Annotated in this window: 22 protein-coding genes; 8 read left to right on the forward strand and 14 right to left on the reverse strand. The window is 62.6% G+C overall.

Annotation, left to right across the window (positions count from 1 at the left end; all coding sequences use genetic code 11):
• Nucleotides 1-118: 118 nt before the first annotated feature.
• From rnhA to EEQ99_RS12235, 5 genes are all read right to left on the reverse strand, one after another.
• Nucleotides 119-574 (reverse strand): ribonuclease HI, encoded by a 456-nt coding sequence (rnhA, locus tag EEQ99_RS12215; RefSeq protein ID WP_028755757.1) that lies wholly within the window; start codon nt 572-574, stop codon nt 119-121.
• Nucleotides 571-1,536 carry a homoserine kinase gene (locus EEQ99_RS12220; RefSeq protein WP_127430502.1) on the reverse strand — a complete coding sequence of 322 codons (966 nt, stop codon included), beginning with the start codon at nt 1,534-1,536 and terminating at the stop codon, nt 571-573. Before EEQ99_RS12220 ends, rnhA begins: the two co-directional genes overlap by 4 nt.
• 71 nt (nt 1,537-1,607) lie before the next feature.
• Nucleotides 1,608-2,609 carry a 4-hydroxy-3-methylbut-2-enyl diphosphate reductase gene (ispH, locus tag EEQ99_RS12225; RefSeq protein ID WP_028757361.1) on the reverse strand — a complete coding sequence of 334 codons (1,002 nt, stop codon included), beginning with the start codon at nt 2,607-2,609 and terminating at the stop codon, nt 1,608-1,610.
• A 77-nt stretch (nt 2,610-2,686) separates the two neighbouring features.
• The gene (locus EEQ99_RS12230) at nt 2,687-3,442 is read right to left on the reverse strand and encodes an SURF1 family protein (RefSeq protein ID WP_127430503.1); all 756 of its coding nucleotides are present in this window, start codon (nt 3,440-3,442) and stop codon (nt 2,687-2,689) included.
• Entirely contained in the window at nt 3,435-3,815 is a 381-nt protein-coding gene (locus EEQ99_RS12235; RefSeq protein WP_028757359.1) for a DUF983 domain-containing protein, read from the reverse strand. The genes EEQ99_RS12230 and EEQ99_RS12235 overlap by 8 nt, the downstream gene beginning before the upstream one ends.
• Nucleotides 3,816-3,949: 134 nt before the next feature.
• On the opposite strand from EEQ99_RS12235, the gene EEQ99_RS12240 reads away from it, so the two are divergent.
• The gene (locus EEQ99_RS12240; protein WP_127430504.1) at nt 3,950-4,591 is read left to right on the forward strand and encodes a chloramphenicol phosphotransferase CPT family protein; all 642 of its coding nucleotides are present in this window, start codon (nt 3,950-3,952) and stop codon (nt 4,589-4,591) included.
• Between the two features lie 299 nt (nt 4,592-4,890).
• Here EEQ99_RS12240 and EEQ99_RS12250 read toward each other — a convergent pair whose 3' ends face one another.
• The 6 genes from EEQ99_RS12250 to coxB form a co-directional block, all read right to left on the reverse strand.
• A complete protein-coding gene (locus tag EEQ99_RS12250; RefSeq protein WP_063476466.1) occupies nt 4,891-5,766 on the reverse strand; it encodes a cytochrome c oxidase subunit 3 in 876 nt (291 codons plus the stop codon).
• A gap of 61 nt (nt 5,767-5,827) precedes the next feature.
• Nucleotides 5,828-6,436, reverse strand: coding sequence for a cytochrome c oxidase assembly protein (locus EEQ99_RS12255; RefSeq protein ID WP_127430506.1), 609 nt, complete (start codon nt 6,434-6,436; stop codon nt 5,828-5,830).
• The gene (locus EEQ99_RS34590) at nt 6,433-6,573 is read right to left on the reverse strand and encodes a hypothetical protein (RefSeq protein WP_028755765.1); all 141 of its coding nucleotides are present in this window, start codon (nt 6,571-6,573) and stop codon (nt 6,433-6,435) included. Before EEQ99_RS34590 ends, EEQ99_RS12255 begins: the two co-directional genes overlap by 4 nt.
• A complete protein-coding gene (locus EEQ99_RS12260; RefSeq protein ID WP_028757357.1) occupies nt 6,573-7,523 on the reverse strand; it encodes a heme o synthase in 951 nt (316 codons plus the stop codon). The genes EEQ99_RS34590 and EEQ99_RS12260 overlap by 1 nt, the downstream gene beginning before the upstream one ends.
• 67 nt (nt 7,524-7,590) lie before the next feature.
• A complete protein-coding gene (ctaD, locus tag EEQ99_RS12265; RefSeq protein ID WP_028757356.1) occupies nt 7,591-9,291 on the reverse strand; it encodes a cytochrome c oxidase subunit I in 1,701 nt (566 codons plus the stop codon).
• A gap of 18 nt (nt 9,292-9,309) precedes the next feature.
• Nucleotides 9,310-10,194, reverse strand: coding sequence for a cytochrome c oxidase subunit II (gene coxB / locus EEQ99_RS12270; RefSeq protein WP_029867860.1), 885 nt, complete (start codon nt 10,192-10,194; stop codon nt 9,310-9,312).
• Between the two features lie 316 nt (nt 10,195-10,510).
• Between coxB and EEQ99_RS12275 the strand changes: the two genes are divergently transcribed.
• The 4 genes from EEQ99_RS12275 (at nt 10,511) to maiA (ending at nt 13,841) form a co-directional block, all read left to right on the forward strand.
• On the forward strand, nt 10,511-11,170 hold the full coding sequence (locus tag EEQ99_RS12275) for an invasion associated locus B family protein (RefSeq protein ID WP_029867861.1): 660 nt from the start codon (nt 10,511-10,513) through the stop codon (nt 11,168-11,170).
• 76 nt (nt 11,171-11,246) lie between these two features.
• Nucleotides 11,247-12,662 carry a metalloprotease TldD gene (tldD, locus tag EEQ99_RS12280; protein ID WP_029867862.1) on the forward strand — a complete coding sequence of 472 codons (1,416 nt, stop codon included), beginning with the start codon at nt 11,247-11,249 and terminating at the stop codon, nt 12,660-12,662.
• A 17-nt stretch (nt 12,663-12,679) separates the two neighbouring features.
• The gene (locus tag EEQ99_RS12285) at nt 12,680-13,171 is read left to right on the forward strand and encodes a GNAT family N-acetyltransferase (protein WP_028756247.1); all 492 of its coding nucleotides are present in this window, start codon (nt 12,680-12,682) and stop codon (nt 13,169-13,171) included.
• Between the two features lie 22 nt (nt 13,172-13,193).
• Nucleotides 13,194-13,841, forward strand: a complete 648-nt coding sequence (maiA, locus tag EEQ99_RS12290; RefSeq protein ID WP_028756246.1) for a maleylacetoacetate isomerase — start codon at nt 13,194-13,196, stop codon at nt 13,839-13,841.
• Here maiA and EEQ99_RS12295 read toward each other — a convergent pair.
• Together EEQ99_RS12295 and EEQ99_RS12300 are read right to left on the reverse strand one after the other, a co-directional pair.
• Nucleotides 13,838-14,149, reverse strand: a complete 312-nt coding sequence (locus tag EEQ99_RS12295; RefSeq protein ID WP_097595250.1) for a nucleoside triphosphate pyrophosphohydrolase family protein — start codon at nt 14,147-14,149, stop codon at nt 13,838-13,840. The two genes, maiA and EEQ99_RS12295, sit on opposite strands and share 4 nt — an antisense overlap.
• Before the next feature lie 82 nt (nt 14,150-14,231).
• Nucleotides 14,232-15,515, reverse strand: coding sequence for a D-alanyl-D-alanine carboxypeptidase family protein (locus EEQ99_RS12300; protein ID WP_028756244.1), 1,284 nt, complete (start codon nt 15,513-15,515; stop codon nt 14,232-14,234).
• Between the two features lie 262 nt (nt 15,516-15,777).
• Here EEQ99_RS12300 and EEQ99_RS12305 point away from each other — a divergent pair, with 262 nt between their 5' ends.
• Nucleotides 15,778-16,815, forward strand: coding sequence for a polysaccharide deacetylase family protein (locus EEQ99_RS12305; protein WP_127430507.1), 1,038 nt, complete (start codon nt 15,778-15,780; stop codon nt 16,813-16,815).
• 5 nt (nt 16,816-16,820) lie between these two features.
• Here the strand turns inward: EEQ99_RS12305 and pdxH are convergent, their stop codons facing one another.
• Nucleotides 16,821-17,441: a pyridoxamine 5'-phosphate oxidase gene (gene pdxH / locus EEQ99_RS12310; RefSeq protein WP_017963103.1), complete on the reverse strand. Its 621-nt coding sequence runs from the start codon at nt 17,439-17,441 to the stop codon at nt 16,821-16,823.
• A 65-nt stretch (nt 17,442-17,506) separates the two neighbouring features.
• On the opposite strand from pdxH, the gene EEQ99_RS12315 reads away from it, so the two are divergent.
• Both EEQ99_RS12315 and EEQ99_RS12320 read left to right on the forward strand, forming a co-directional pair.
• Complete coding sequence (locus tag EEQ99_RS12315; RefSeq protein ID WP_127430508.1) at nt 17,507-17,965, forward strand: RT0821/Lpp0805 family surface protein; 459 nt, start codon at nt 17,507-17,509, stop codon at nt 17,963-17,965.
• Between the two features lie 266 nt (nt 17,966-18,231).
• Nucleotides 18,232-19,407 carry a J domain-containing protein gene (locus EEQ99_RS12320; protein ID WP_047613933.1) on the forward strand — a complete coding sequence of 392 codons (1,176 nt, stop codon included), beginning with the start codon at nt 18,232-18,234 and terminating at the stop codon, nt 19,405-19,407.
• Nucleotides 19,408-19,505 lie beyond the last annotated feature (98 nt).

The following is a 19,505-nucleotide window of genomic DNA, read 5'->3' on the forward strand; positions in this document are numbered from 1 at the left end:
ACACCCCCCCCCCCCCGCCCTCACGCTGGTACCCTGGCGGTGGATGACGGAGGGTGGGGTGGGCGGAAGGCAATTCACGCATGCGGGCTTTTCCGGCCGCATGCGTGAGGCTACACCCCTAAAACGAAACCGCCTTGCCCTTCTTGAACGGCTCCATGCCGCGGCGGGCGAGTTCGTCGGCGCGTTCGTTTTCGGGGTGGCCGGCGTGGCCCTTGACCCAGTGCAGCGTCACCTTGTGGCGGCTGCGGGCTTCCTCAAGCGCCTGCCAGAGCTCGGCATTCTTCACCGGCTTCTTGTCCGCGGTCTTCCAGCCGTTTTTCTTCCAGCCGAAAATCCACTTGGAGATGCCGTCCTTGACATAGGCGCTGTCGGTATAGAGATCGACCTCGCAAGGCGTCTTCAAGGCCGATAGCGCCGAGATCGCCGCCAGCAGCTCCATGCGGTTGTTGGTCGTATCCGCCTCGCCGCCGCAAAGCTCCTTTTCGACATCGCCATAACGCAGCACCGCGCCCCAGCCGCCAGGGCCGGGATTGCCGGAGCATGCGCCGTCGGTGAAGATATCGACGTGTTTCATAGGCTCAATCCGTATTCGGCCGGCGAGCTGATCTGGCGGTGGAAGCGCAGCTTGCGGAGATATTCGAGCGGGTCCTTCTTGGTGACCATGGCGCCTTCGGGCGTCGTCAGCCAGTCATAGAGCCTGGTCAGGAAGAAGCGCAGCGCCGAGCCGCGCGACAGCACCGGCAAGGCAGCTATCTCGGCCTCGCTCAGCGGCCGGACGCTCTGGTAGCCCGCAAGCATCGCCGTGCCCTTGGTGATGTTATAGGCGCCATCCTTCTCGAAGCACCAGGCATTCAGGCAGATCGAGACGTCATAGGCGAGCAGGTCGTTGCAGGCGAAATAGAAATCGATCAGGCCGGAGAGCTCATCGCCGAGGAAAAAGACGTTATCGGGAAAGAGGTCGGCATGGATGACGCCGGCAGGCAGGCTCTGCGGCCAGTGTGCGGAGAGAAAGTCGAGTTCGCTGCGGATCTCGGTCTGCAGGCCGGGCTCGACCTCGTCGGCGCGCGCCTCGGATTTCTCCCAGAGCCCCCGCCAGCCGTCGATCGACAGCGCATTCGCCCGCTTCAGCTCGAAACCATCGCCGGCCACATGCATTTCGGCCAGCGCCCGGCCGACCTCGCGGCAGTGCTTGGCCTCCGGTTTTCTCAGCCACATGCCTTCGAGGAAGGAGATCAGCGCAGCCGGACGGCCGGACAGCGAGCCGAGCAGCGCGCCGTCGCGGCGCGGCAGCGGCAGTGGGCAGGACAGACCGCGGGCGGAGAGATGCTGCATCAGGCCGAGGAAGAAAGGCAGGTCGGTCTTTTCCACGCGCTTTTCATAGAGCGTCAGGATCAGCGGGTCCTTGGAAGTGTGAAGCAGGAAGTTGGAGTTTTCGACGCCTTCGGCGATGCCCTTGTAGGATAGCAGCGTGCCTGCGTCATATTCCGTCAGGAACCATTTCAGATCGTCTTCGGCGATATCGGTATAGACTGCCAAGTGAGGTCTCGTCTTTGCATTGTTGATATTGGATTGCCCGACCGACTGGCCGGGCTGCGATAAGGCTCGATCTAGCCGTTGACGAAGGCCATGTCGGCCGTCGTCAGCTCGATGTTGCGCAGTTCGCGGTTGACGAGGAAATGTTCGTTTTCCTGTACCGTCTCGGCAAGTTCGACACGGGCGTCGAAGCGGGCGCGGAAGGCCTCGATGATCTCGTTGACGATGACCTCCGGGGCGGAGGCGCCGGCGGAAAGGCCGAGCGTCGAGATCGCGCCGATCTCATCCCAGTCGAGCTCGGCGGCGCGCTGCACGAGGATCGATTTCTTCGCCCCTGCCCTGAGCGCCACTTCGACGAGGCGTTTGGAATTGGACGAATTCGGGGCGCCGACGATGATGAAGAGATCGCAGCCGGGGGCCGCCTGCTTCACCACTTCCTGGCGGTTGGTCGTCGCATAACAGATCGAATCGGCCGCCGGCGCCGTCAGGTTCGGGAAGCGCTCATGCAGGCGGGTGATGACGCCGGCCGTATCGTCGACCGACAGCGTCGTCTGGGTGACATAGCCGAGATTGTCGGGATCGGCAGGCGTATAGGCGTCGGCATCCTCGATCGTCTCGATCAGCGACACCGAGCCCTCCGGCAGTTGCCCCATCGTGCCGATCACCTCGGGATGGCCGGCATGGCCGATCAGGACGACATGGCGGCCGAGGCGATTGTGGCGCATCGCCTGCTTGTGGACCTTGGAGACCAGCGGGCAGGTGGCGTCGAGATAGAAGAGGTTGCGGCTTGTCGCATCCTCGGGCACGGATTTCGGCACGCCATGGGCGGAGAAGACCACCGGCTGGGCGCGATGTTCGGCCGGGATTTCGTCCAGTTCCTCGACGAAGACGGCGCCCTTGGCCTCCAGCCCTTCGACCACATAACGATTGTGGACGATCTCGTGACGCACATAGACCGGCGCGCCATAGGATTTCAGCGCCAGCACGACGATCTGGATGGCGCGGTCGACGCCGGCGCAGAAGCCGCGCGGGCCGCAGAGCCTGATCGTCAAAGGAGGTTTCGCCGCAATATTCATGTCTGTTCCGTCAAGAATTCCGTCCCGCATGGGAATAAGGGACCTCTAGCCCAATATGGCCAGGAATTGAAGCAATACTATTGCGGGGGTGCCTTGCTCCCCTTGCGGAACCAGGAAATCGCCACCACGATGATGAGCACGGCGGCAAGCCCGTACCAGGTGAAGGCATATTGCAGATGGTCGTTCGGCAGGTCGACCTGGGTGACGCCGCCGATCGGCAGGCCGGCCGGATTCGGGGTGGAATCGGCATCGACGAAAAAGGGAATGACGCGGGCCTTGTCCAGCCCGACGCTCTCCGCCATGACGTCGAGATCCTTCCAATAGAAGATGTTCTTGGCGATGTCGTTGTCGGGCACCACCCAGGACGGTTTGCCGGGAAGCTTTTGGCGCGCCAGGCCGGTGACGGTCTGCTGATCCGTCAACTGTCCCTGCATACGCATCTCCGGCTCCTTGTTCTCGAAGGGAACGAAGCCGCGATTGACGAAGAGCGCGCGCCCGTCGGCAAGCTCCAGCGGGGTATAGATGTAATAGCCGGTCTGGCCGCGCCAGGTGGCGAAGAAGTGCCGCTCCTTGTTGTTGATATAGCGGCCGGTGGCGGTGACCTTGCGGTATTCGATGTCGCCACTTGCAGCCGCCATCGTCTCGATATCGGCCAGCGGCACGGGTGCTGCAACCTGCCGTTCGGCGATATCGGCAAGCAGGCCCTCCTTCCAATGGAGGCGTTCCACCTGCCAGGTGCCGAGCGAAATCAGGATGGCAAGCGCGATCAGCACCAGGATGCCGGTTGCCACAGGCAGCCGGCGGCGCGGGGCGGCATGGTCGATATCAATCACTCAGGCGTCCTTCGCGGGCATTATGACGGTATTGCATGGCGATCAGGATGCCCTTGAACCAGCGCAGTGTCATGAGCGACAGGATGATCGTCAGCGGGCCGAAGAGCATGATATGCACCCAGATCGGCGGCCCGTAATTCACCTGCAGCCACAGCACCATGCCGATGATGATGAAGCCGACGATGAGGATGACGAAGACGGCCGGGCCGTCACCGGAATCGGCGAAGGAATAATCGAGGCCGCAGGCGGCGCAGCGCGGCTTCAGGGCCAACAGGCCATCGAACAGCTTGCCCTCGCCGCAGCGCGGGCAGCAGCCCTTGATGCCGGTTTTCACCGGATCGACGGGGGGAAAATGGGCGCTGTCCTCGTTCATGCCATTCCTTTGCGTAACCTTGCGGCCGCGGCTTTTTCGACGCTGCCTTAACTCTCCCATAAATTATTCGCAGGACGAAGGGAAATGCCTGCGCTTTTTCGCCTCAGCGATTCGCGCCAAACAGAAGAAGACTGATGACTAACGATAGCCACTCCGCACAGATCATCATCCTGAACGGTGCGCCGCGCAGCGGAAAATCCAGCATTGCGCACGCAGTCCAGGAACATTTCGAGGGGCCGTGGATCAACCTCGGCGTCGACGGCTACAATGCCATGACGCCGAAGCGCTATCTGCCGGGCATCGGCCTCAGGCCGGGCGGCGAACGGCCGGATCTTGAGGAACTGGTGCCGTTCCTCTATGCCGCCCTTTACGAGTCGATCGCCATCCATGCCGGGTTCGGCCTCAATGTCATCGCCGATCTCGGCCACCATGACAGCTATACCAAGCCGCTCGGCATTCTTGCCGATTGCGCCCGGCGACTGGAGGATTTTCCCGTGCTGTTCGTCGGCGTGCGCTGTCCGATCGAGACAATCATGCAGCGGCGCGAAACTGCCCAGGAAGGGCGCGAGACGCTTTATCTCAGGGCCACGGAGGAAGTGCCCATTCCAGAACCAGTGCAACGCTGGCAGGACGAGGTGCATCGGCCCGGCATCTACGATATGGAGGTCGATACGTCAGTGCTGACACCGCTCGAATGCGCCGAGGCGATCCGCCATCAGCTGGATCTCGGCATTCCCGAACCTTCGGCCTTCGAACGGATCGCCGGGGCGCGCTGAGGCGATGGAGAGCGGGCACGGAGCCCTTACCTCGGTCGCAGAGATTGCCGGCGGCGGCCTCTCATCCGGCTGCCGCCACCTTCTCCCCGCTCGCGGGGCGAAGGGGATACGCCGCACCCCTCCGTTCCCCACAGGCCCTCTCGCGGGGCACGTCCCCTCTCCCCGTCAGAACGGGGAGAGGGTTAGGGTGAGGGGCCGCCATTGGCGCGAACAGTCGTGACCGAGGTCGAGTAAACCGACACCCACCAACAAAAAAAAAGGCGGGCACCGGGCCCGCCTTTTCTCAAATATCGTTCCGATCAGCCGGCGACCGGAGCGCCCCAGCCGCCCCAGACGTAGATGCAGAAGAACAGGAACAGCCAGACGACGTCGACGAAGTGCCAGTACCAGGCGGCTGCCTCGAAGCCGAAATGCTGCTTCGGGGTGAAGTCGCCGCGCAGCGCGCGGATCAGGCAGACAGCCAAGAAGATCGTGCCGACCAGAACGTGGAAACCGTGGAAGCCGGTCGCCATGAAGAAGGTCGCGCCGTAGATCGAATTCTTGAAGTCGAAGGGCGCGTGGGCATATTCGTAAGCCTGGACGCTGGAGAAGAAGATACCAAGCAGCACCGTCAGCGTCAGGCCCTGGACCAGGCCCTTGCGGTCGTTGTGCAGCAGCGCATGGTGCGCCCAGGTGACCGTCGTGCCCGAGAGCAGCAGAATGACCGTGTTGTAGATCGGCAGGTGCCAGGGATCGAGGACCTCGATGCCCTTCGGCGGCCAGACGCCACCGGTGTAAAGCAGGCGCGAGGCCTGGATCGCTTCGTTCGGATAGAGGCTGGCGTCGAAATAGGCCCAGAACCAGGCAACGAAGAACATCACTTCCGAAGCGATGAACATGATCATGCCGTAGCGCAGGTGCAGCGAGACGACGCGGGTGTGGGCGCCATCATGGGCTTCCTTCACCGTATCGGCCCACCAGCCGTACATGACATAGATGACCAGCGCGAAGCCGATATAGAAAAGCCAGGGATTGGCAAGCTCCGCGCCGGCGACCTTGAACGAACCGCCGTTCAGGTAGCGCATGTAGCAGACGCCGCCGATCGCCATGATGAAGGCGCCGAGCGAGGCGAGAATCGGCCACGGGCTCGGATCGATGATGTGATAGTCGTGATTCTTCTGGTGAGCATCGGCCATGTAGCTATCCCCGGATGTCTTCCTTCACTCCGCTCCCGGCATAGCCGGAAACGAGCCTTGATCAAAGTTTCTTTTCAATCTTCTCCGCTCCACCCTCATTCGAAGCCACCGGCTTCGGACCCTCTTTCGGGTAGAACGTATATGACAGCGTCACCGTATGGATGTTCTTGGATTCCACCGCCTTGACGATGTCAGGATCGATGTAGAACACCACCGGCATGTCGAGCTTCTCGCCCGGCTTCAGGTCCGTTTCCGTAAAGCAGAAACATTGCACCTTGTTGAAATAGACGCCCGCCTCGCCCGGGGTGACGTTGAACACCGCCTGGCCGCGCTGGGTTTCGTTCGAGCGATTCTCGGCGGTGAAATTCACCTGAATGGTCTCGCCGATCTTCGGATTGACCTCACGCTCGACCGGTTTGAAGTCCCACTGCAGGCCGGGCGCGACATTGGCGTCGAAGGTGACGCGCATGGTGCGGTCGAGCACGACGCTCGACGCCTGGTCGACGCGCTGGGTCGTGCCGTTATAACCGGTCACCTGGCAGAAGATGCGGTAGAGCGGTACGGCGGCATAGCTCATCGCCCCCATGCCGAAGACGAAGCTCAGGCACATCATCACGACGGCGCCGTTGTTGCGGCCCTGCTTCTTCGGTGTACCGGCGTTTTCGCTCATCCAGCCATTCCCCCGCCGATCTTCACGATGGTGATCGCGTAGAAGAGAATGACGAGGCCGGCAAGCACCAGCCCGAGGGCGACGTTGCGGTTGCGGCGCGACTTGCGCTGCGCTTCCGTCAGCTTGACCATTTCCATCAGAACCAACCTCCCGCATGCGAGACCAGCACCGAAGCCAGCCGGTCGATCATCAAGGCGGAGAACACGGCGAAGAGATAGAAGATCGAGAAGCCGAAGAGCTTCTTCGCCGGGATCATCTTCAGATCGCCGTCGGGCATGCGCCAGACGGCGATGGAACAGTATATAAAGATCGCGCCGAGCGCCGCAGCGACGAAGCCGTAGCCGAGGCTCGCGAAACCGAGGACGGTCGGCAAGACTGCGCAGATGGCGGTCAGCACCGCATAGGCGACGATCTGATGCTTGGTCACCCGCTCGCCGGCGACATTCGGCAGCATCGGCACGCCGACGGCCTCGTAATCGCGCATCTTGAAGAGGGCAAGCGCCCAGAAATGCGCCGGCGTCCACAGGAAGATGATCATGAACAGAACGGTGCTCTCGATCGTCACGCTGTTGGTCACGCAGGCCCAGCCGATCATCGGCGGAAAGGCGCCGGCGGCGCCGCCGATGACGATGTTCTGCGGCGTCGAGCGCTTCAGCCACATGGTGTAGATGACGGCGTAGAAGAAGATGGTGAAGGCGAGGATGCCGGCCGAGAGCCAGTTGACGGCCAGGCCGAGGATCACCACCGAAAAGCCCGAGAGCACCAGGCCGAAGGCGAGCGCTTCCGACGGCGCGATGCGGCCGGCCGGGATCGGACGGTTGGCGGTGCGGCTCATGACGGCGTCGATATCGGCGTCATACCACATGTTCAGCGCCCCGGAGGCGCCGGCGCCGACGGCGATACAGAGAATGGCGATCAGGCCGAGGACGGGATGGATATGGCCCGGCGCCAGCACAAGACCGGCAAAGGCAGTGAAGACCACGAGCGACATCACCCGTGGCTTCAACAATTCGAAATAATCGCGCGCACTCGCTTCCGACAATTCGCCGTCCTTTGCAAGCGCCCCGTGATTGTCGATGACCGTCATCATTCCGTCCTGCATGTCTCAAGATCAGGACGCCGTATCGAATGCGGCGTCCTGATGTCCGCGCAAATTACTTGATGCGCGGAAGCTGTTCCCACTGGTGATAGGGCGGCGGCGAAGGCAGCTGCCATTCGAGCGTCGTCGCACCCTCACCCCACGGATTGTCGCCGGCGACGCGCTTCTTGGCGAAGGCTTCGAAGACGCCGTAGAGGAAGATCAGCACACCGAAGGCCGAGATGTAGGAGCCGATGGAGGACACATAGTTCCAGCCGGCAAAGGCATCCGGATAATCGATGTAGCGGCGTGGCATGCCGGCGAGGCCGAGGAAGTGCTGCGGGAAGAACACCAGGTTGACGCCGATGAACATGATCCAGAAGTGCAGCTTGCCGACGAACTCGTTGTACATGTAGCCGGTCATCTTCGGGAACCAGTAATACCAGCCGGCGAAGATCGCGAAGACGGCGCCGAGCGACAGAACGTAGTGGAAGTGGGCCACGACGTAATAGGTGTCATGCAGCGAGCGGTCGAGACCGGCATTGGCAAGCTGGACGCCGGTGACGCCGCCGACCGTGAACAGGAAGATGAAGCCGATCGCCCAGAGCATCGGCGTGCGGAACGAGATCGAGCCGCCCCACATCGTCGCGATCCAGGAGAAGATCTTCACGCCCGTCGGAACGGCGATGACCATCGTGGCGAAGACGAAGTAGCGCTGCGCGTCGAGCGACAGGCCGACCGTGTACATGTGGTGGGCCCAGACGACGAAGCCGACGGCGCCGATCGCGACCATGGCGTAGGCCATGCCGAGGTAGCCGAAGATCGGCTTCTTCGAGAAGGTCGAGATGATGTGGCTGATCATGCCGAAGCCCGGCAGGATGAGGATGTAGACCTCGGGGTGACCGAAGAACCAGAACAGGTGCTGGTAAAGGATCGGGTCGCCGCCGCCTTCCGGAGAGAAGAAGGAGGTGCCGAAGTTGCGGTCGGTGAGCAGCATGGTGATGCCGCCTGCCAGAACCGGCAGCGACAGCAGCAGCAGGAAGGCGGTGATCAGCACGGACCAGGCAAACAGCGGCATCTTGTGCAGCGTCATGCCCGGAGCGCGCATGTTGAGGATCGTGGTGATGAAGTTGATCGCACCGAGGATCGACGAGGCACCGGCAATGTGGAGCGCGAAGATCGCAAGGTCGACCGCCGGTCCCGGCGTGCCGCTTGTCGCCAGCGGCGGATACATCGTCCAGCCGCCACCCGTGCCATAGGCGCCTGCCGGGCCTTCGACGAACATCGACAGCAGCAGCAGCGCGAAGGCGGGAACGATCAGCCAGAAGGAGATGTTGTTCAGGCGCGGGAAGGCCATGTCGGGCGCGCCGATCATGATCGGCACCATCCAGTTGGCGAAACCACCGATCATCGCCGGCATGACCATGAAGAAGATCATGATCAGCGCGTGCGCTGTGGTGAACATGTTGAACATCTGCTTGGCGCCGTCGATCGCGGCATCGCCTTCATAGCCGTAGACCATCGAGGCCAGGCCGTGGAAGATCTGGATGCCCGGCTCCTGCAGCTCCATGCGCATGGCAACCGACAGCGCGCCGCCGATGATGCCGGCAATGATCGCGAAGATCAGGTAGAGCGTGCCGATGTCCTTGTGGTTGGTCGAGAACAGCCAGCGATTGGCAAAGCTCGGCTTGTGCCCGTGATCATGGTGATCGTCATGCGCGTGGTCGTGGTGGGCGTGATCATGAGAATGATCGTCGTGAGCGGAAGGTCCAGCCATTGTCCCGATCCCCTTTAATTACTGTGCTTCGGCAACGTCGAGGGTCTTTGCGGGACCATCGGTTGCGGCCATGAGTGTCTTGTAGGCGCCGGGCAGGTCGCTGGCGGCCGTGGTCAGCCACTGCTTATACTTGTCCTCGGAGACGACGCGGATGGCGATCGGCATGAACGCATGGTCCTTGCCGCAGAGCTCGGAACACTGGCCATAGAACAGGCCTTCGCGCTCGGCCCTGAACCAGGTCTCGTTCAGACGGCCCGGCACGGCATCGATCTTGACGCCGAAGGACGGCATGGCGAAAGCGTGGATGACGTCGGTCGGCGCCGAGGTCACGAGAACGCGGACCGTCTTGTTGACCGGCAGGACCAGCTCGTTATCGACGGCGAGAAGCCTGGGATAGATCGACTTGTCTTCCTTGCCGGCGCTCGCGCGGTCCTGATCCTTCAGAAGGTAGGAATCGAAAGCGAGCGGGCTTTCGCCCGAGCCTTCATATTCATAGTTCCACTGCCACTGGGTGGCGGTCGCCTTGATGGTGACGTCGGGATTTTCAGGCAGCGTCAGCTGCGCCGTCAGCAGGTTGAACGAAGGAATGGCGAGAAGAAGCAGCACCAGGACCGGCCCCACGGTCCAGGCAACCTCGATCAGCGTATTGTGGCTCGTCTTCGAGGGAACCGGGTTCGCGCTGGCGCGGAACTTGACGCAGACGACGATGAGCAGGACCAGAACGAAGAGCGTGATCGGAACGATAAACCACAGGGTATATTGTTCGAACCAGTGGATTTCCCGCATGATCGGCGTTGCCGCCGGCTGCAGCGTTGCCTGCCACGGCGTTGGCTGGTCGGCATATGTGCCGGAAGCAAAAAGCAGACAGACCAGCGTGGTCAGGGCTGCATAAGCCTTCTTCATCACCTTATTATCTCCCTCGAGCGCTTGACCTGCAAAATAGAACGCAGAATCCTTGCCATCTTCAGCGCTTCAAACCACAGTTTGGCATTTGCCGCAACAGGTCAGAGCAATTGTCTATGCGGCATTTTTGCTCAAAGTGTAGGCAGCCCTGAACGGCAAAACATCCCAAGTTTTTCATCAGCATATGAAAAATCGGCTTTCCGGCCAATCCGCGCGCCGCACATTATTTCGGAAAGGTCCAATTTCCGCCGCAGTCCCCCGGTTTTCACGGGGTGGGGCTTTTCATTTTTGGTGGGCAGCTTCAACAATAGCCGCAATGATTCGATATCCAGAGGTTTCCATGGGTTTCCGTTCCCTCGCGCAGTCGCTTCTCGTGACTGCCAGCATCGCGGCCGCAGCGACGACGCCCGTTTTCGCACAGCAACCCACGCCGTCACAGGCCAAGCCGCCCGCTGCCGCGCCGGCCCCTGCCCCCGCGCCGCAACAGCCGAATGCCGCCAAGCCGAATATCGAACAGGTGACGCCCGGCCAGACGCAGCCACAGGCGCCGGGCACGGTGAAGTCCAATCACGGCGCATGGTCTGTGGTCTGCGACAAGCCGGCCGGGGCTGCGACCGAACAATGCGCGCTGATGCAGAACGTCATCGCCGAGGATCGTCCAGAAGTCGGGCTTTCCGTCGTCGTCTTGAAGACGGCCGACCGCAAGTCGAAGATTCTCCGCGTGCTCGCGCCGCTCGGCGTGCTGCTGCCGAACGGCCTCGGGCTCAATGTCGACGGCAAGGATATCGGCCGCGCCTATTTCGTCCGCTGCTTCGCCGATGGCTGTTATGCCGAGGTCGTGCTCGAGGACGAACTGCTCAAGACCTTCCGCAGCGGCGCCCAGGCAACCTTCATCGTCTTCCAGACCCCGGAAGAAGGCATCGGCATCCCGGTCGACCTCAAGGGCTTCGCCGAAGGCTTCGACGCCCTGCCCTGAGGCCGGGGCTTGCTCGGACTATCCAACAGACCTACATCGGCTATGAGCACTCCTGCTCTTCAGCGGAGCACAAGACATGACCACCGATCTCCTGACGCTTTTCGATGCCGATGAAGCGACGATGCGCAAGCATGTGGCCGAGGCGCTGTCCGGCGCCGATGACGGCGAACTGTTCATTGAGCATGCGCAGGCGGAAGCGCTGACCTTCGACAATGGCCGGCTGAAGGGCGGCAGCTTCAACACCGAACAGGGTTTCGGCCTGCGCGCCGTTGCCGGCGAAGCTGTGGGTTACGCGCATGCCGGCGATCTGTCGGTGGCAGCGCTGAAGCGGGCGGCCGATGCGGTCGGCGCGGTGACGCGCGGCTATTCCGGCTCCTATGCCGCCGCACCCCAGGGCACCAACAAGAAATTCTACAGCGACGAGAACCCGATCGGCCAGCCGAGCTTCGAGGAAAAGGTCAAGGTCCTGCAGGACATCGACGCCTATCTCAGGGGCAAGGACGATAAGGTGCGGCAGGTGACGGCCTCGGTCGCCGCCAGCTGGCAGGTCGTCGATATCCTGCGCGCTGACGGGCACCGCGTGCGCGACATCAGGCCGATGACGCGCATCAACATTTCGGTGATGGTCGGCGAAGGCGAGCGGCAGGAGAGCGGCTCCTACGGCCATGGCGGGCGCATCGGCTTCGGTGACTTCATCGCCGAGGGCAGCTGGCAATATGGCGCCGACGAGGCGCTGCGCCAGGCGCTCGTCAATCTCGAGGCGATCGATGCGCCGGCGGGCACGATGGACGTTGTGCTCGGCTCCGGCTGGCCGGGCGTCATGCTGCACGAGGCGGTCGGTCACGGGCTGGAAGGCGATTTCAACCGCAAGAAGACGTCGGCCTTTTCAGGCCTTCTCGGCCAGATGGTCGCCGCGCCCGGCGTCACCGTCGTCGACGACGGCACGATCGACAACCGCCGCGGCTCGATCACCATCGACGACGAGGGCACGCCGTCGGCCTACAACGTGCTGATCGAAAACGGCAAGCTCGTCGGCTACATGCAGGATCGGCAGAATGCCCGGCTGATGGGTATGGCGCCCACCGGCAACGGCCGCCGCCAGGGCTATGCGCATGTGCCGATGCCGCGCATGACCAACACCTATATGCTCGGTGGCGACAAGACGCCCGAGGAGATCATCGCCTCGGTGAAGAAGGGCATCTATGCCGTCTCCTTCGGCGGCGGCCAGGTGGATATCACCTCCGGCAAGTTCGTCTTCGGCTGCACCGAGGCCTATCTGATCGAGAACGGCAAGGTCGGCGCGCCGATCAAGGGCGCCATGCTGATCGGCAACGGACCGGATGCAATGAAACGGGTGTCGATGATCGGCAACGACATGAAGCTCGATACCGGTATCGGCAATTGCGGCAAGGCCGGCCAATGGGTTCCCGTCGGCGTCGGCCAGCCGCATCTGCGCATGGATCAGGTGACGGTCGGCGGCACGCAGACCTGAGGCGAAAGGATTCTCAGATGGCGGACATCGAAATCAGAACCTTCACATCAGATGACGCCGATGCCGTGCTTTCGGTGATCCTGCCGATCCAGCGCGAGGAATTCGGCATCGACATCACCGCGGATGCGCAGCCGGATCTCAGGGTCATCCCGGATTTCTACCAGTCCGGCAAAGGGCAGTTCTGGGTCGCCGTCAAGGACGGCGCCATCGTCGGCACGGTCGGGCTGAAGGATATCGGCAACAACCAGGCGGCGCTGCGCAAGATGTTCGTCTCAGCCGAGGTTCGCGGCCGCGAACACGGCGTGGCGGCGCTGCTCCTCGATCGCCTGATCGCTCACGCCAGGGATGCCGGCATCACCGATATCTTCCTCGGCACGACGGACAAGTTCGTCGCCGCGCATCGTTTTTACGAGAAGAACGGCTTTAGCGAGATTGCCAAGAGCGCCCTGCCCCGCTCCTTTCCGCTGATGGCGGTGGACAGCAAATTCTACCGATATAAGGTCGGCTGACTCCAGCTTTGGGACGGTAATGATGCTGCTGATCTCGCGATGGCAGAATTCGGCGGGTGAACGGGTGCGGATCGCCCTCAACCTCAAGGGCATTTCCTATCGTTACGTTCCGGTGAGTTCGCTTGAGCCCGGAGAGTATCACAGACTCAATCCGCAGGGGCTGCTGCCGGCACTCGATATCGGCGACGGCCGTGTCGTGCCGCAGTCGTCAGCGATCCTCTCCTATATCGAGGAGGCCTATCCCGACCCGAGCCTCCTGCCCGAGGATCCCGCACTGCGCGCCGAGGCGAGAGGTTTTGCCGCCCATATCGCTGCGGAAATGCACGCTCTGACAGTTCAGCGCGTCCGGCATTTCCTGCGCGATGAACTCAGCGCTGGCGAAGCCGAGGTGAAACGGTGGCTCGCGCGCTGGCTGGGCCTCGGCTTCACCGCGCTCGAAGAGACGCTCAGACAGCGCAAGGTCTCGTCGCCCTTCTGTTTCGGCGATCGTCCGGGCTGGGCCGACCTGCATCTCATTCCGCAGATGAGCAATGCCCGCCGTCTCGGCCATGATCTTTCGCCCTATCCGCTGCTGCTTGCGGTCGAACAGCGCTGCGTGACGCTTGAAGCCTTCCGGTCGGCAAGGCCGGAGGCGCAGCCGGATTTTCCGAAGATAGACGATCCCTCTTAAAACGTGTTGCCCGGCCGAAACAGCCACTTGCGTTCGATCGCGGCGGCAAGATCGAGATCGTTGTGGCGGGCAAACAGCAGAAGATGGCCGAGAACGTCGGCGGTCTCGTCGGCCAGGTCGCGCTGCATGTCTTCAGGAGAGCGGCCTTTCGCACGGCCGCGGCCAGTCAGCCGGTTCCATGCCTGGGTCAGTTCACCCATTTCCTCCTGCAGTTTCAGCAGGAACCAGTCGGCATCGCGCTCGATGTTGTTGGCAGCGACGTGAACAGAGGATGAGATTTCGAACTGGTCGGCGAGACGACGCAACATGGATGTTCTCCTTTTGTTTACGGAGGAGACGCTGATTCCCGTTGCTTGTCCAGGGTGAATTGTCGCAGTGGTGTCGCGGCGATCAGCTGTGGTCTGGCAGCAGCATGCAGTCATAGGAGCGCTGTCTCAGCGCATCGCAGGCCGAGACGGCGGCATCCTTACTGGCGAAGCCGACGAAGCGGGCGCGATAGATCCTGTTGGCCCCTTGCCCGACAGCCTCGGTATAGGGCGAGGCGGAAACGAGCGGCGCGCCGCCTTCCGACTGCGCCTGGGCGAGAAGCGCACGCGCCGCATCGGCGCTGGGAGCAGCCGAGATCTGGATCTGCCAGTCGCCATCGGCCCTCTCTGCCGATGTCTTCGGCGTCTTGCCGGCGTTCAGGATCTCCTCCATCGCGACCGGACGCTCCAGCGGCACGACGGCGTCATCGGCATAAGCCAGGCTCTTGGCCCCGAGATCATCGGCCGGCCGCGGTGCGTTGAGCGGCACCGGAACGTCGGAATCGTCGGCGGCGGACGCGACTTCGACAGCCTCCTTGGCGCCGACGCTCGCCACCAGCTTGGCGCCGCCGGAAGAGGAGGCACGGCCGAGGTAACGGTCGAGCAAACCAGCCATCTTGGCGTCGCGGCTGCGGGCGGTGCGGCCGCCGAGGACGACGCCGACCACGCGGCGGTTGCCGTCCTTGACGGCGCTGACGAGGTTGAAGCCGGAAGCGTTGGTGTAGCCCGTCTTGATGCCGTCCATGCCCTGGTAGCGGTACATGAGATTGTTGTGGCCGCGCACGGTGCGGCCGCGGAAATTGAAGCTTGCCGCCGAAAACAGGCGGTATTCGTTCGGATAGTTCTTCATCAGCGCGACGGCGAGCGTCGACATGTCGCGCGCCGTTGTCACCTGGCGGCCGTCCGGCAGGCCGGAGGCGTTGACGAAGACGGTGCGGCTCATGCCGAGCTGGCGGGCCTTGGCCGTCATCATCCGGGCAAAAGCGCTTTCAGAGCCGGCGAGCTTCTCGCCCATGGCGGAGGCGGCATCATTGGCGGATTTGACGATCATGCCATAGACCGCCTCGCGCACGGTGATCGTGCCGCCGGCCTTGACGCCAAGCTTGGTCGGCGGCCGGGCGGCGGCGTATTTCGACATTGTGATCGGAGTATCCCAGGCGATCTTGCCGCGTTTCAGCGCCTCGAAGGTGAGATAGAGCGTCATCATCTTCGTCAGCGAGGCCGGATGGTTCAGCGTATCGGCGTTTTCAGCGGCGAGAACCTTGCCTGTACGGGCATCGAGGATCAGCGAAGCGTTGCCGGCAAGGGCTGCAAGCGGCGCCGAAACGGCAAGCGTTACGGTCAAAACAGCCGCCAAAAGCTTTCTCATACACTTCCCCTCATCTGCTTGCCCCTGACGCTGGCCCCTGATGCGCTGGCCCTTCAAACGTTGATCCGCGACAGGACCGGCATTTGTGCCGTAATGTGACAGAAGCCGTAAGTTTGGCGCGACTTTGAGGCAACGCCTATCATTTTTCTAGTCTTTTCATCGCCTTGGTTAACAAGAAATCAAAGACCCGTGCCGAATCGGGATTCAGCAAGGCTTAAGTCGCCGCTGCTAGGTTCCCGCAAAGGCAAGGGACGGACGGCGCATGACGGGACAATTCAAGCGGTTGGCAAAACGCGCGGCGATCGGCGCCGGGCTCGAGCTTTCCTGGCTGCTCGCCGCCGCCGGACTGATGCGCGAAGCGCGCGGGCGTGGCGTCGTCTTCACGCTGCACCATGTCCGCCCGCATGTACCGCAAGCCTTCGCGCCGAATGCGCATCTCGAAATCACCCCGCGTTTTCTCGACGCGGCGCTCAGCCGGTTGCGGCGGAAGGGCTATCGCTTCGTGCCGCTCGATCAGGTGCCGGTGCTCTTGGCGGAACCCGAGGGCGGGCCGCCGTTCGCAGCCTTCACGCTCGACGACGGATACCGCAACAATGTGGAACATGCGCTCCCGGTGTTCGCGCGGCATCAGGCTCCGTTTACGGTATTCGTCGCCAAGGGTTTTGCCGAGGGCTCGCATAGTATCTGGTGGGAGACGCTCGCCATCCTCCTGCGCCGGGCACCGGAAATCCGCTTCGATTTCGGCCGCGGCAGCGAGCGGCTGGGGCTCGACAGCCCGCAGCAGCAATGGCATGCCTTCGATCGCTTCGCCGCCTACATCCACGGCTCCAACGAGGCGCACGCCGTCGCCGCCATCGATATGCTGGCACGGGAAAACGGCATCGAGCCGACGGATATCGTCCGCGATCTGGTGATGGGTCCCGGCGAATTGCAATGGCTGGCGACACATCCGCTCGCATCCCTCGGCGCCCATACGATCAGCCATCGCGCGCTCGCCCGCCTGCCGGAAGCCGAAGCGCGAATCGAAATGCAGGTTTCGGCGGATTATGTCGAGGCGGTGGCCGGCATCCGTCCCGATACGATCGCCTATCCCTACGGCACGCCGGCGGCTGCGACCGCCCGCGAGGCGCGCATTGCGCGCAATCTCGGCTTTACCCTCGCGGTCACCACGCAACCCGGGCTGCCGGCAGCACAGCTGACCGGCTATCTCCCGCGCCTTTCGCTCAACGGCTTCTACCAGAAGCGGCGCTACGTCTCGGCGCTCGCCTCCGGGATCCCGCTGAAGCTGATGGGCAGGTAAGCCTGTCAGGGATACATCCGCACCTTGTCCCATTCGCCTTCCGGTGAAGGCCGGCGGAATTCGACACGGTCATGCAGGCGGAATTTCTGGTCCTTCCAGAATTCGATCGAGGTCGGGCGGATGCGAAAGCCCGACCAGTGGGCCGGGCGCGGAATCTCGCCGATGGCATAACGGGCGGTATATTCGGCCACGGCTTTCTCCAGCGCGAATCGGCTCTCGAGCGGGCGGGACTGCTTGGACGCCCAGGCGCCGATGCGGCTGCCGCGCGCACGCGTCTTGAAATAGGCGTCGGCTTCGGCATCGGTGACGATCTCGACGGGGCCGCGCAGCCTCACCTGGCGGCGCAGGCTTTTCCAGTGAAAGCACATGGCAGCCTTTTTCTGGCCCAGAATTTCACGGCCTTTCTGACTCTCGAAATTGGTGTAGAAGACGAAACCGTCTTCATCGAATCCCTTCAGGAGAACCATGCGGACATTGGGAAGTCCATCCTCATCGACCGTTGCCAGCGCCACCGCGTTCGGGTCATTGGGTTCGGAAGCCTCCGCTTCTTTCAGCCATTCGGCAAAGAGCTTGAAGGGTTCGCCACTTTCGGTAAAGTCACCGCTTGTTAACTCGTTTGCCGACATATTGGTTCAAATGCCCCGGATTATTCAAAACTCGCCCAGCTTTTGGTAACTGGACAGGACGCAGGGTGGAAGTCATAGCAAAGTCATATCGCCATACAAAGAGCCTGCGGCGACGCAGCAGCGCGTTCTTCGTCATCGGCGTCGCCATGCTTTCGCTTTCCGGCTGCGTTGGCAGCGGCATGGATTTCTTGAGCGAGGCCAAGGTCGACCGCTCGGTTGCCACCGGCACCGTGCCGCAGACGCCGCCGAGCACCGACACGCTTTCCGACGAGATGACCGTGCGCAACGCCGTGACCTCGGCCGACGTGCAGCGGCTCGAGGGCCAGCCGCTTCCCTGGGCGAATGCATCGACGGGCAGCGCCGGCGTCATCGAAACCATCGTCGAGAACAACGAGCAAGGCCAGGTCTGCCGCCAGTTCCGCACGACCCGGCATTCCTATGTCGGCATCGCCAAATTCTTCGGCAAGACCTGCCTCGTCGGCGGCGGCAACTGGCAGCTTTTGAGCTTTCAGCCGGAAAGTTGATCCCGCGGGAAAGCTGATCCGGCTCGCCGACAGGTTAACGCCCGACGCCTTTCCGCCGAATGCTTAGCAAAGAGCTAACCATTCGGGGCGAAACACCCCACATCTCTCCATAGAAATAAGAAGTGATTAGCAACTCCAACGCACGATCGGCGTTGAGAGTGGCTCTCCCTGCCTTTGCGGCGGGTGGCGCCGCGCAAGTGATATTGGAGTTTCGGGGTGCCGGGCAAGGACGTGGCTTCCCGCATCGCAACACCGGCGGTTTTGACATGCGCGATCCTTACAAAATTCTGGGCGTCAAGCGCGACGCGGCAGCAGACGAGATCAAGGCGGCTTGGCGCAACATGGCCAAATCAGCCCATCCCGACCACAATCAGGGCGACCCGACGGCGACGGCCCGGTTCGCCGAGATCGGCCGCGCTTATGAAACGCTGAAGGACCCGCGTAAACGCAGCCTGTTCGACAATGCCGTGCGGATGGCGGAAGCCAAGAAACAAGAACAGACGATCATGCAGCAGCGCCAGGCCGCGCGCGAGGCTGCGATCCGCGCCAAGGCGGCACAGGCCAATGCCGAGCGGGTGATGGAAGAGCTTGCACGCGCCGCCCAGAAGTCGGCCGCCGAAGGCGCCAGGCAACAGGCGGGAGCGGCTGAGCCTGCCGACGAGATGGTGGAGCGCATTTTCGGCGCACAGGCGCGCGCTGCGGCAGGCGGCCAGGCGCAGGGCCGCGCCCAGCAGGCACAATACCAGCAGACACAGAATCAGCAGACGGGCGAGACCGGCAGGCGCGCAGACGGCGACGCCGCCGAGGCCGAGCCCAAGGGCGACGAGGAGACCGGCGAGGCTGCGGCCAATGCCGGCGCCAACCTGCCGCTGCCGCTCAGCATCCTGACAAACCTGGTGCGCCGTTTCACCGGCGCCAAGGATACCGGCCTGGAAAAGGCACCGGATGAGGTGACGACGGCGACTGTGACGATCGACGACGTCTTGAAGAGCGGCTGGATCACCGCGTCGCTACCGGAGGGCCGCGAAATCGGCTTCGCATTGCCGGCAGGCACGACGGACGGTCATGAGATCAGGCTCAAAGGTCAGGGCTTCAAGCTACCGGGCATGCAGCGGGGCGACGCCGTCATCAACATCCGCATCGCAGCCGATCCGCGCTTCACCGTCGACGGTTTCGATCTGCACGCGGTGCTGCCGCTCAGCATCGAAAATGCCGTGCTCGGCACCGAGGCGCGCATCGAGGGGCCGAGCGGGCCGCTCAACATTACCATTCCCGCATGGTCGGGCTCGGACAAGACGATCAGAATCCCCGACCAGGGATTGCCCCGCGAAGAGGGTGGGAGAGGCGATCTCGTCGTCGAATTGCGCATTATCCTGTGGGAAAAGCCCGACGACAAAGTCACCGATCTCATGCGGAGCATGCGCGAAGGCCTGTTCCTGTGAAATTTTTATGACAATCGCACCCTTTGTTACGATACCTAACAGTTGATGATCCAGGCCAAGCTTGAACCGATTAACGGCCTATGCCATAGGCAGGATCG

It is taken from the genome of Rhizobium anhuiense, assembly GCF_003985145.1.
GTDB classification, from domain to species: domain Bacteria; phylum Pseudomonadota; class Alphaproteobacteria; order Rhizobiales; family Rhizobiaceae; genus Rhizobium; species Rhizobium anhuiense.

Bases quoted from the DNA above. Each gene is read 5' to 3' on its own strand.
- EEQ99_RS12240 (WP_127430504.1), top strand. From the start codon at position 3,950: ATGACTAACGATAGCCACTCCGCACAGATCATCATCCTGAACGGTGCG.
- ctaD (WP_028757356.1), bottom strand. From the start codon at position 9,291: ATGGCTGGACCTTCCGCTCACGACGATCATTCTCATGATCACGCCCAC.
- EEQ99_RS12275 (WP_029867861.1), top strand. From the start codon at position 10,511: ATGATTCGATATCCAGAGGTTTCCATGGGTTTCCGTTCCCTCGCGCAG.
- pdxH (WP_017963103.1), bottom strand. From the start codon at position 17,441: ATGTCGGCAAACGAGTTAACAAGCGGTGACTTTACCGAAAGTGGCGAA.
- EEQ99_RS34590 (WP_028755765.1), bottom strand. From the start codon at position 6,573: ATGGAAATGGTCAAGCTGACGGAAGCGCAGCGCAAGTCGCGCCGCAAC.
- coxB (WP_029867860.1), bottom strand. From the start codon at position 10,194: ATGAAGAAGGCTTATGCAGCCCTGACCACGCTGGTCTGTCTGCTTTTT.
- EEQ99_RS12255 (WP_127430506.1), bottom strand. From the start codon at position 6,436: ATGAGCGAAAACGCCGGTACACCGAAGAAGCAGGGCCGCAACAACGGC.
- rnhA (WP_028755757.1), bottom strand. From the start codon at position 574: ATGAAACACGTCGATATCTTCACCGACGGCGCATGCTCCGGCAATCCC.
- EEQ99_RS12260 (WP_028757357.1), bottom strand. From the start codon at position 7,523: ATGACGGTCATCGACAATCACGGGGCGCTTGCAAAGGACGGCGAATTG.
- EEQ99_RS12300 (WP_028756244.1), bottom strand. From the start codon at position 15,515: ATGAGAAAGCTTTTGGCGGCTGTTTTGACCGTAACGCTTGCCGTTTCG.
- EEQ99_RS12320 (WP_047613933.1), top strand. From the start codon at position 18,232: ATGCGCGATCCTTACAAAATTCTGGGCGTCAAGCGCGACGCGGCAGCA.
- EEQ99_RS12295 (WP_097595250.1), bottom strand. From the start codon at position 14,149: ATGTTGCGTCGTCTCGCCGACCAGTTCGAAATCTCATCCTCTGTTCAC.
- EEQ99_RS12250 (WP_063476466.1), bottom strand. From the start codon at position 5,766: ATGGCCGATGCTCACCAGAAGAATCACGACTATCACATCATCGATCCG.
- EEQ99_RS12235 (WP_028757359.1), bottom strand. From the start codon at position 3,815: ATGAACGAGGACAGCGCCCATTTTCCCCCCGTCGATCCGGTGAAAACC.
- maiA (WP_028756246.1), top strand. From the start codon at position 13,194: ATGCTGCTGATCTCGCGATGGCAGAATTCGGCGGGTGAACGGGTGCGG.
- tldD (WP_029867862.1), top strand. From the start codon at position 11,247: ATGACCACCGATCTCCTGACGCTTTTCGATGCCGATGAAGCGACGATG.
- EEQ99_RS12285 (WP_028756247.1), top strand. From the start codon at position 12,680: ATGGCGGACATCGAAATCAGAACCTTCACATCAGATGACGCCGATGCC.
- ispH (WP_028757361.1), bottom strand. From the start codon at position 2,609: ATGAATATTGCGGCGAAACCTCCTTTGACGATCAGGCTCTGCGGCCCG.
- EEQ99_RS12305 (WP_127430507.1), top strand. From the start codon at position 15,778: ATGACGGGACAATTCAAGCGGTTGGCAAAACGCGCGGCGATCGGCGCC.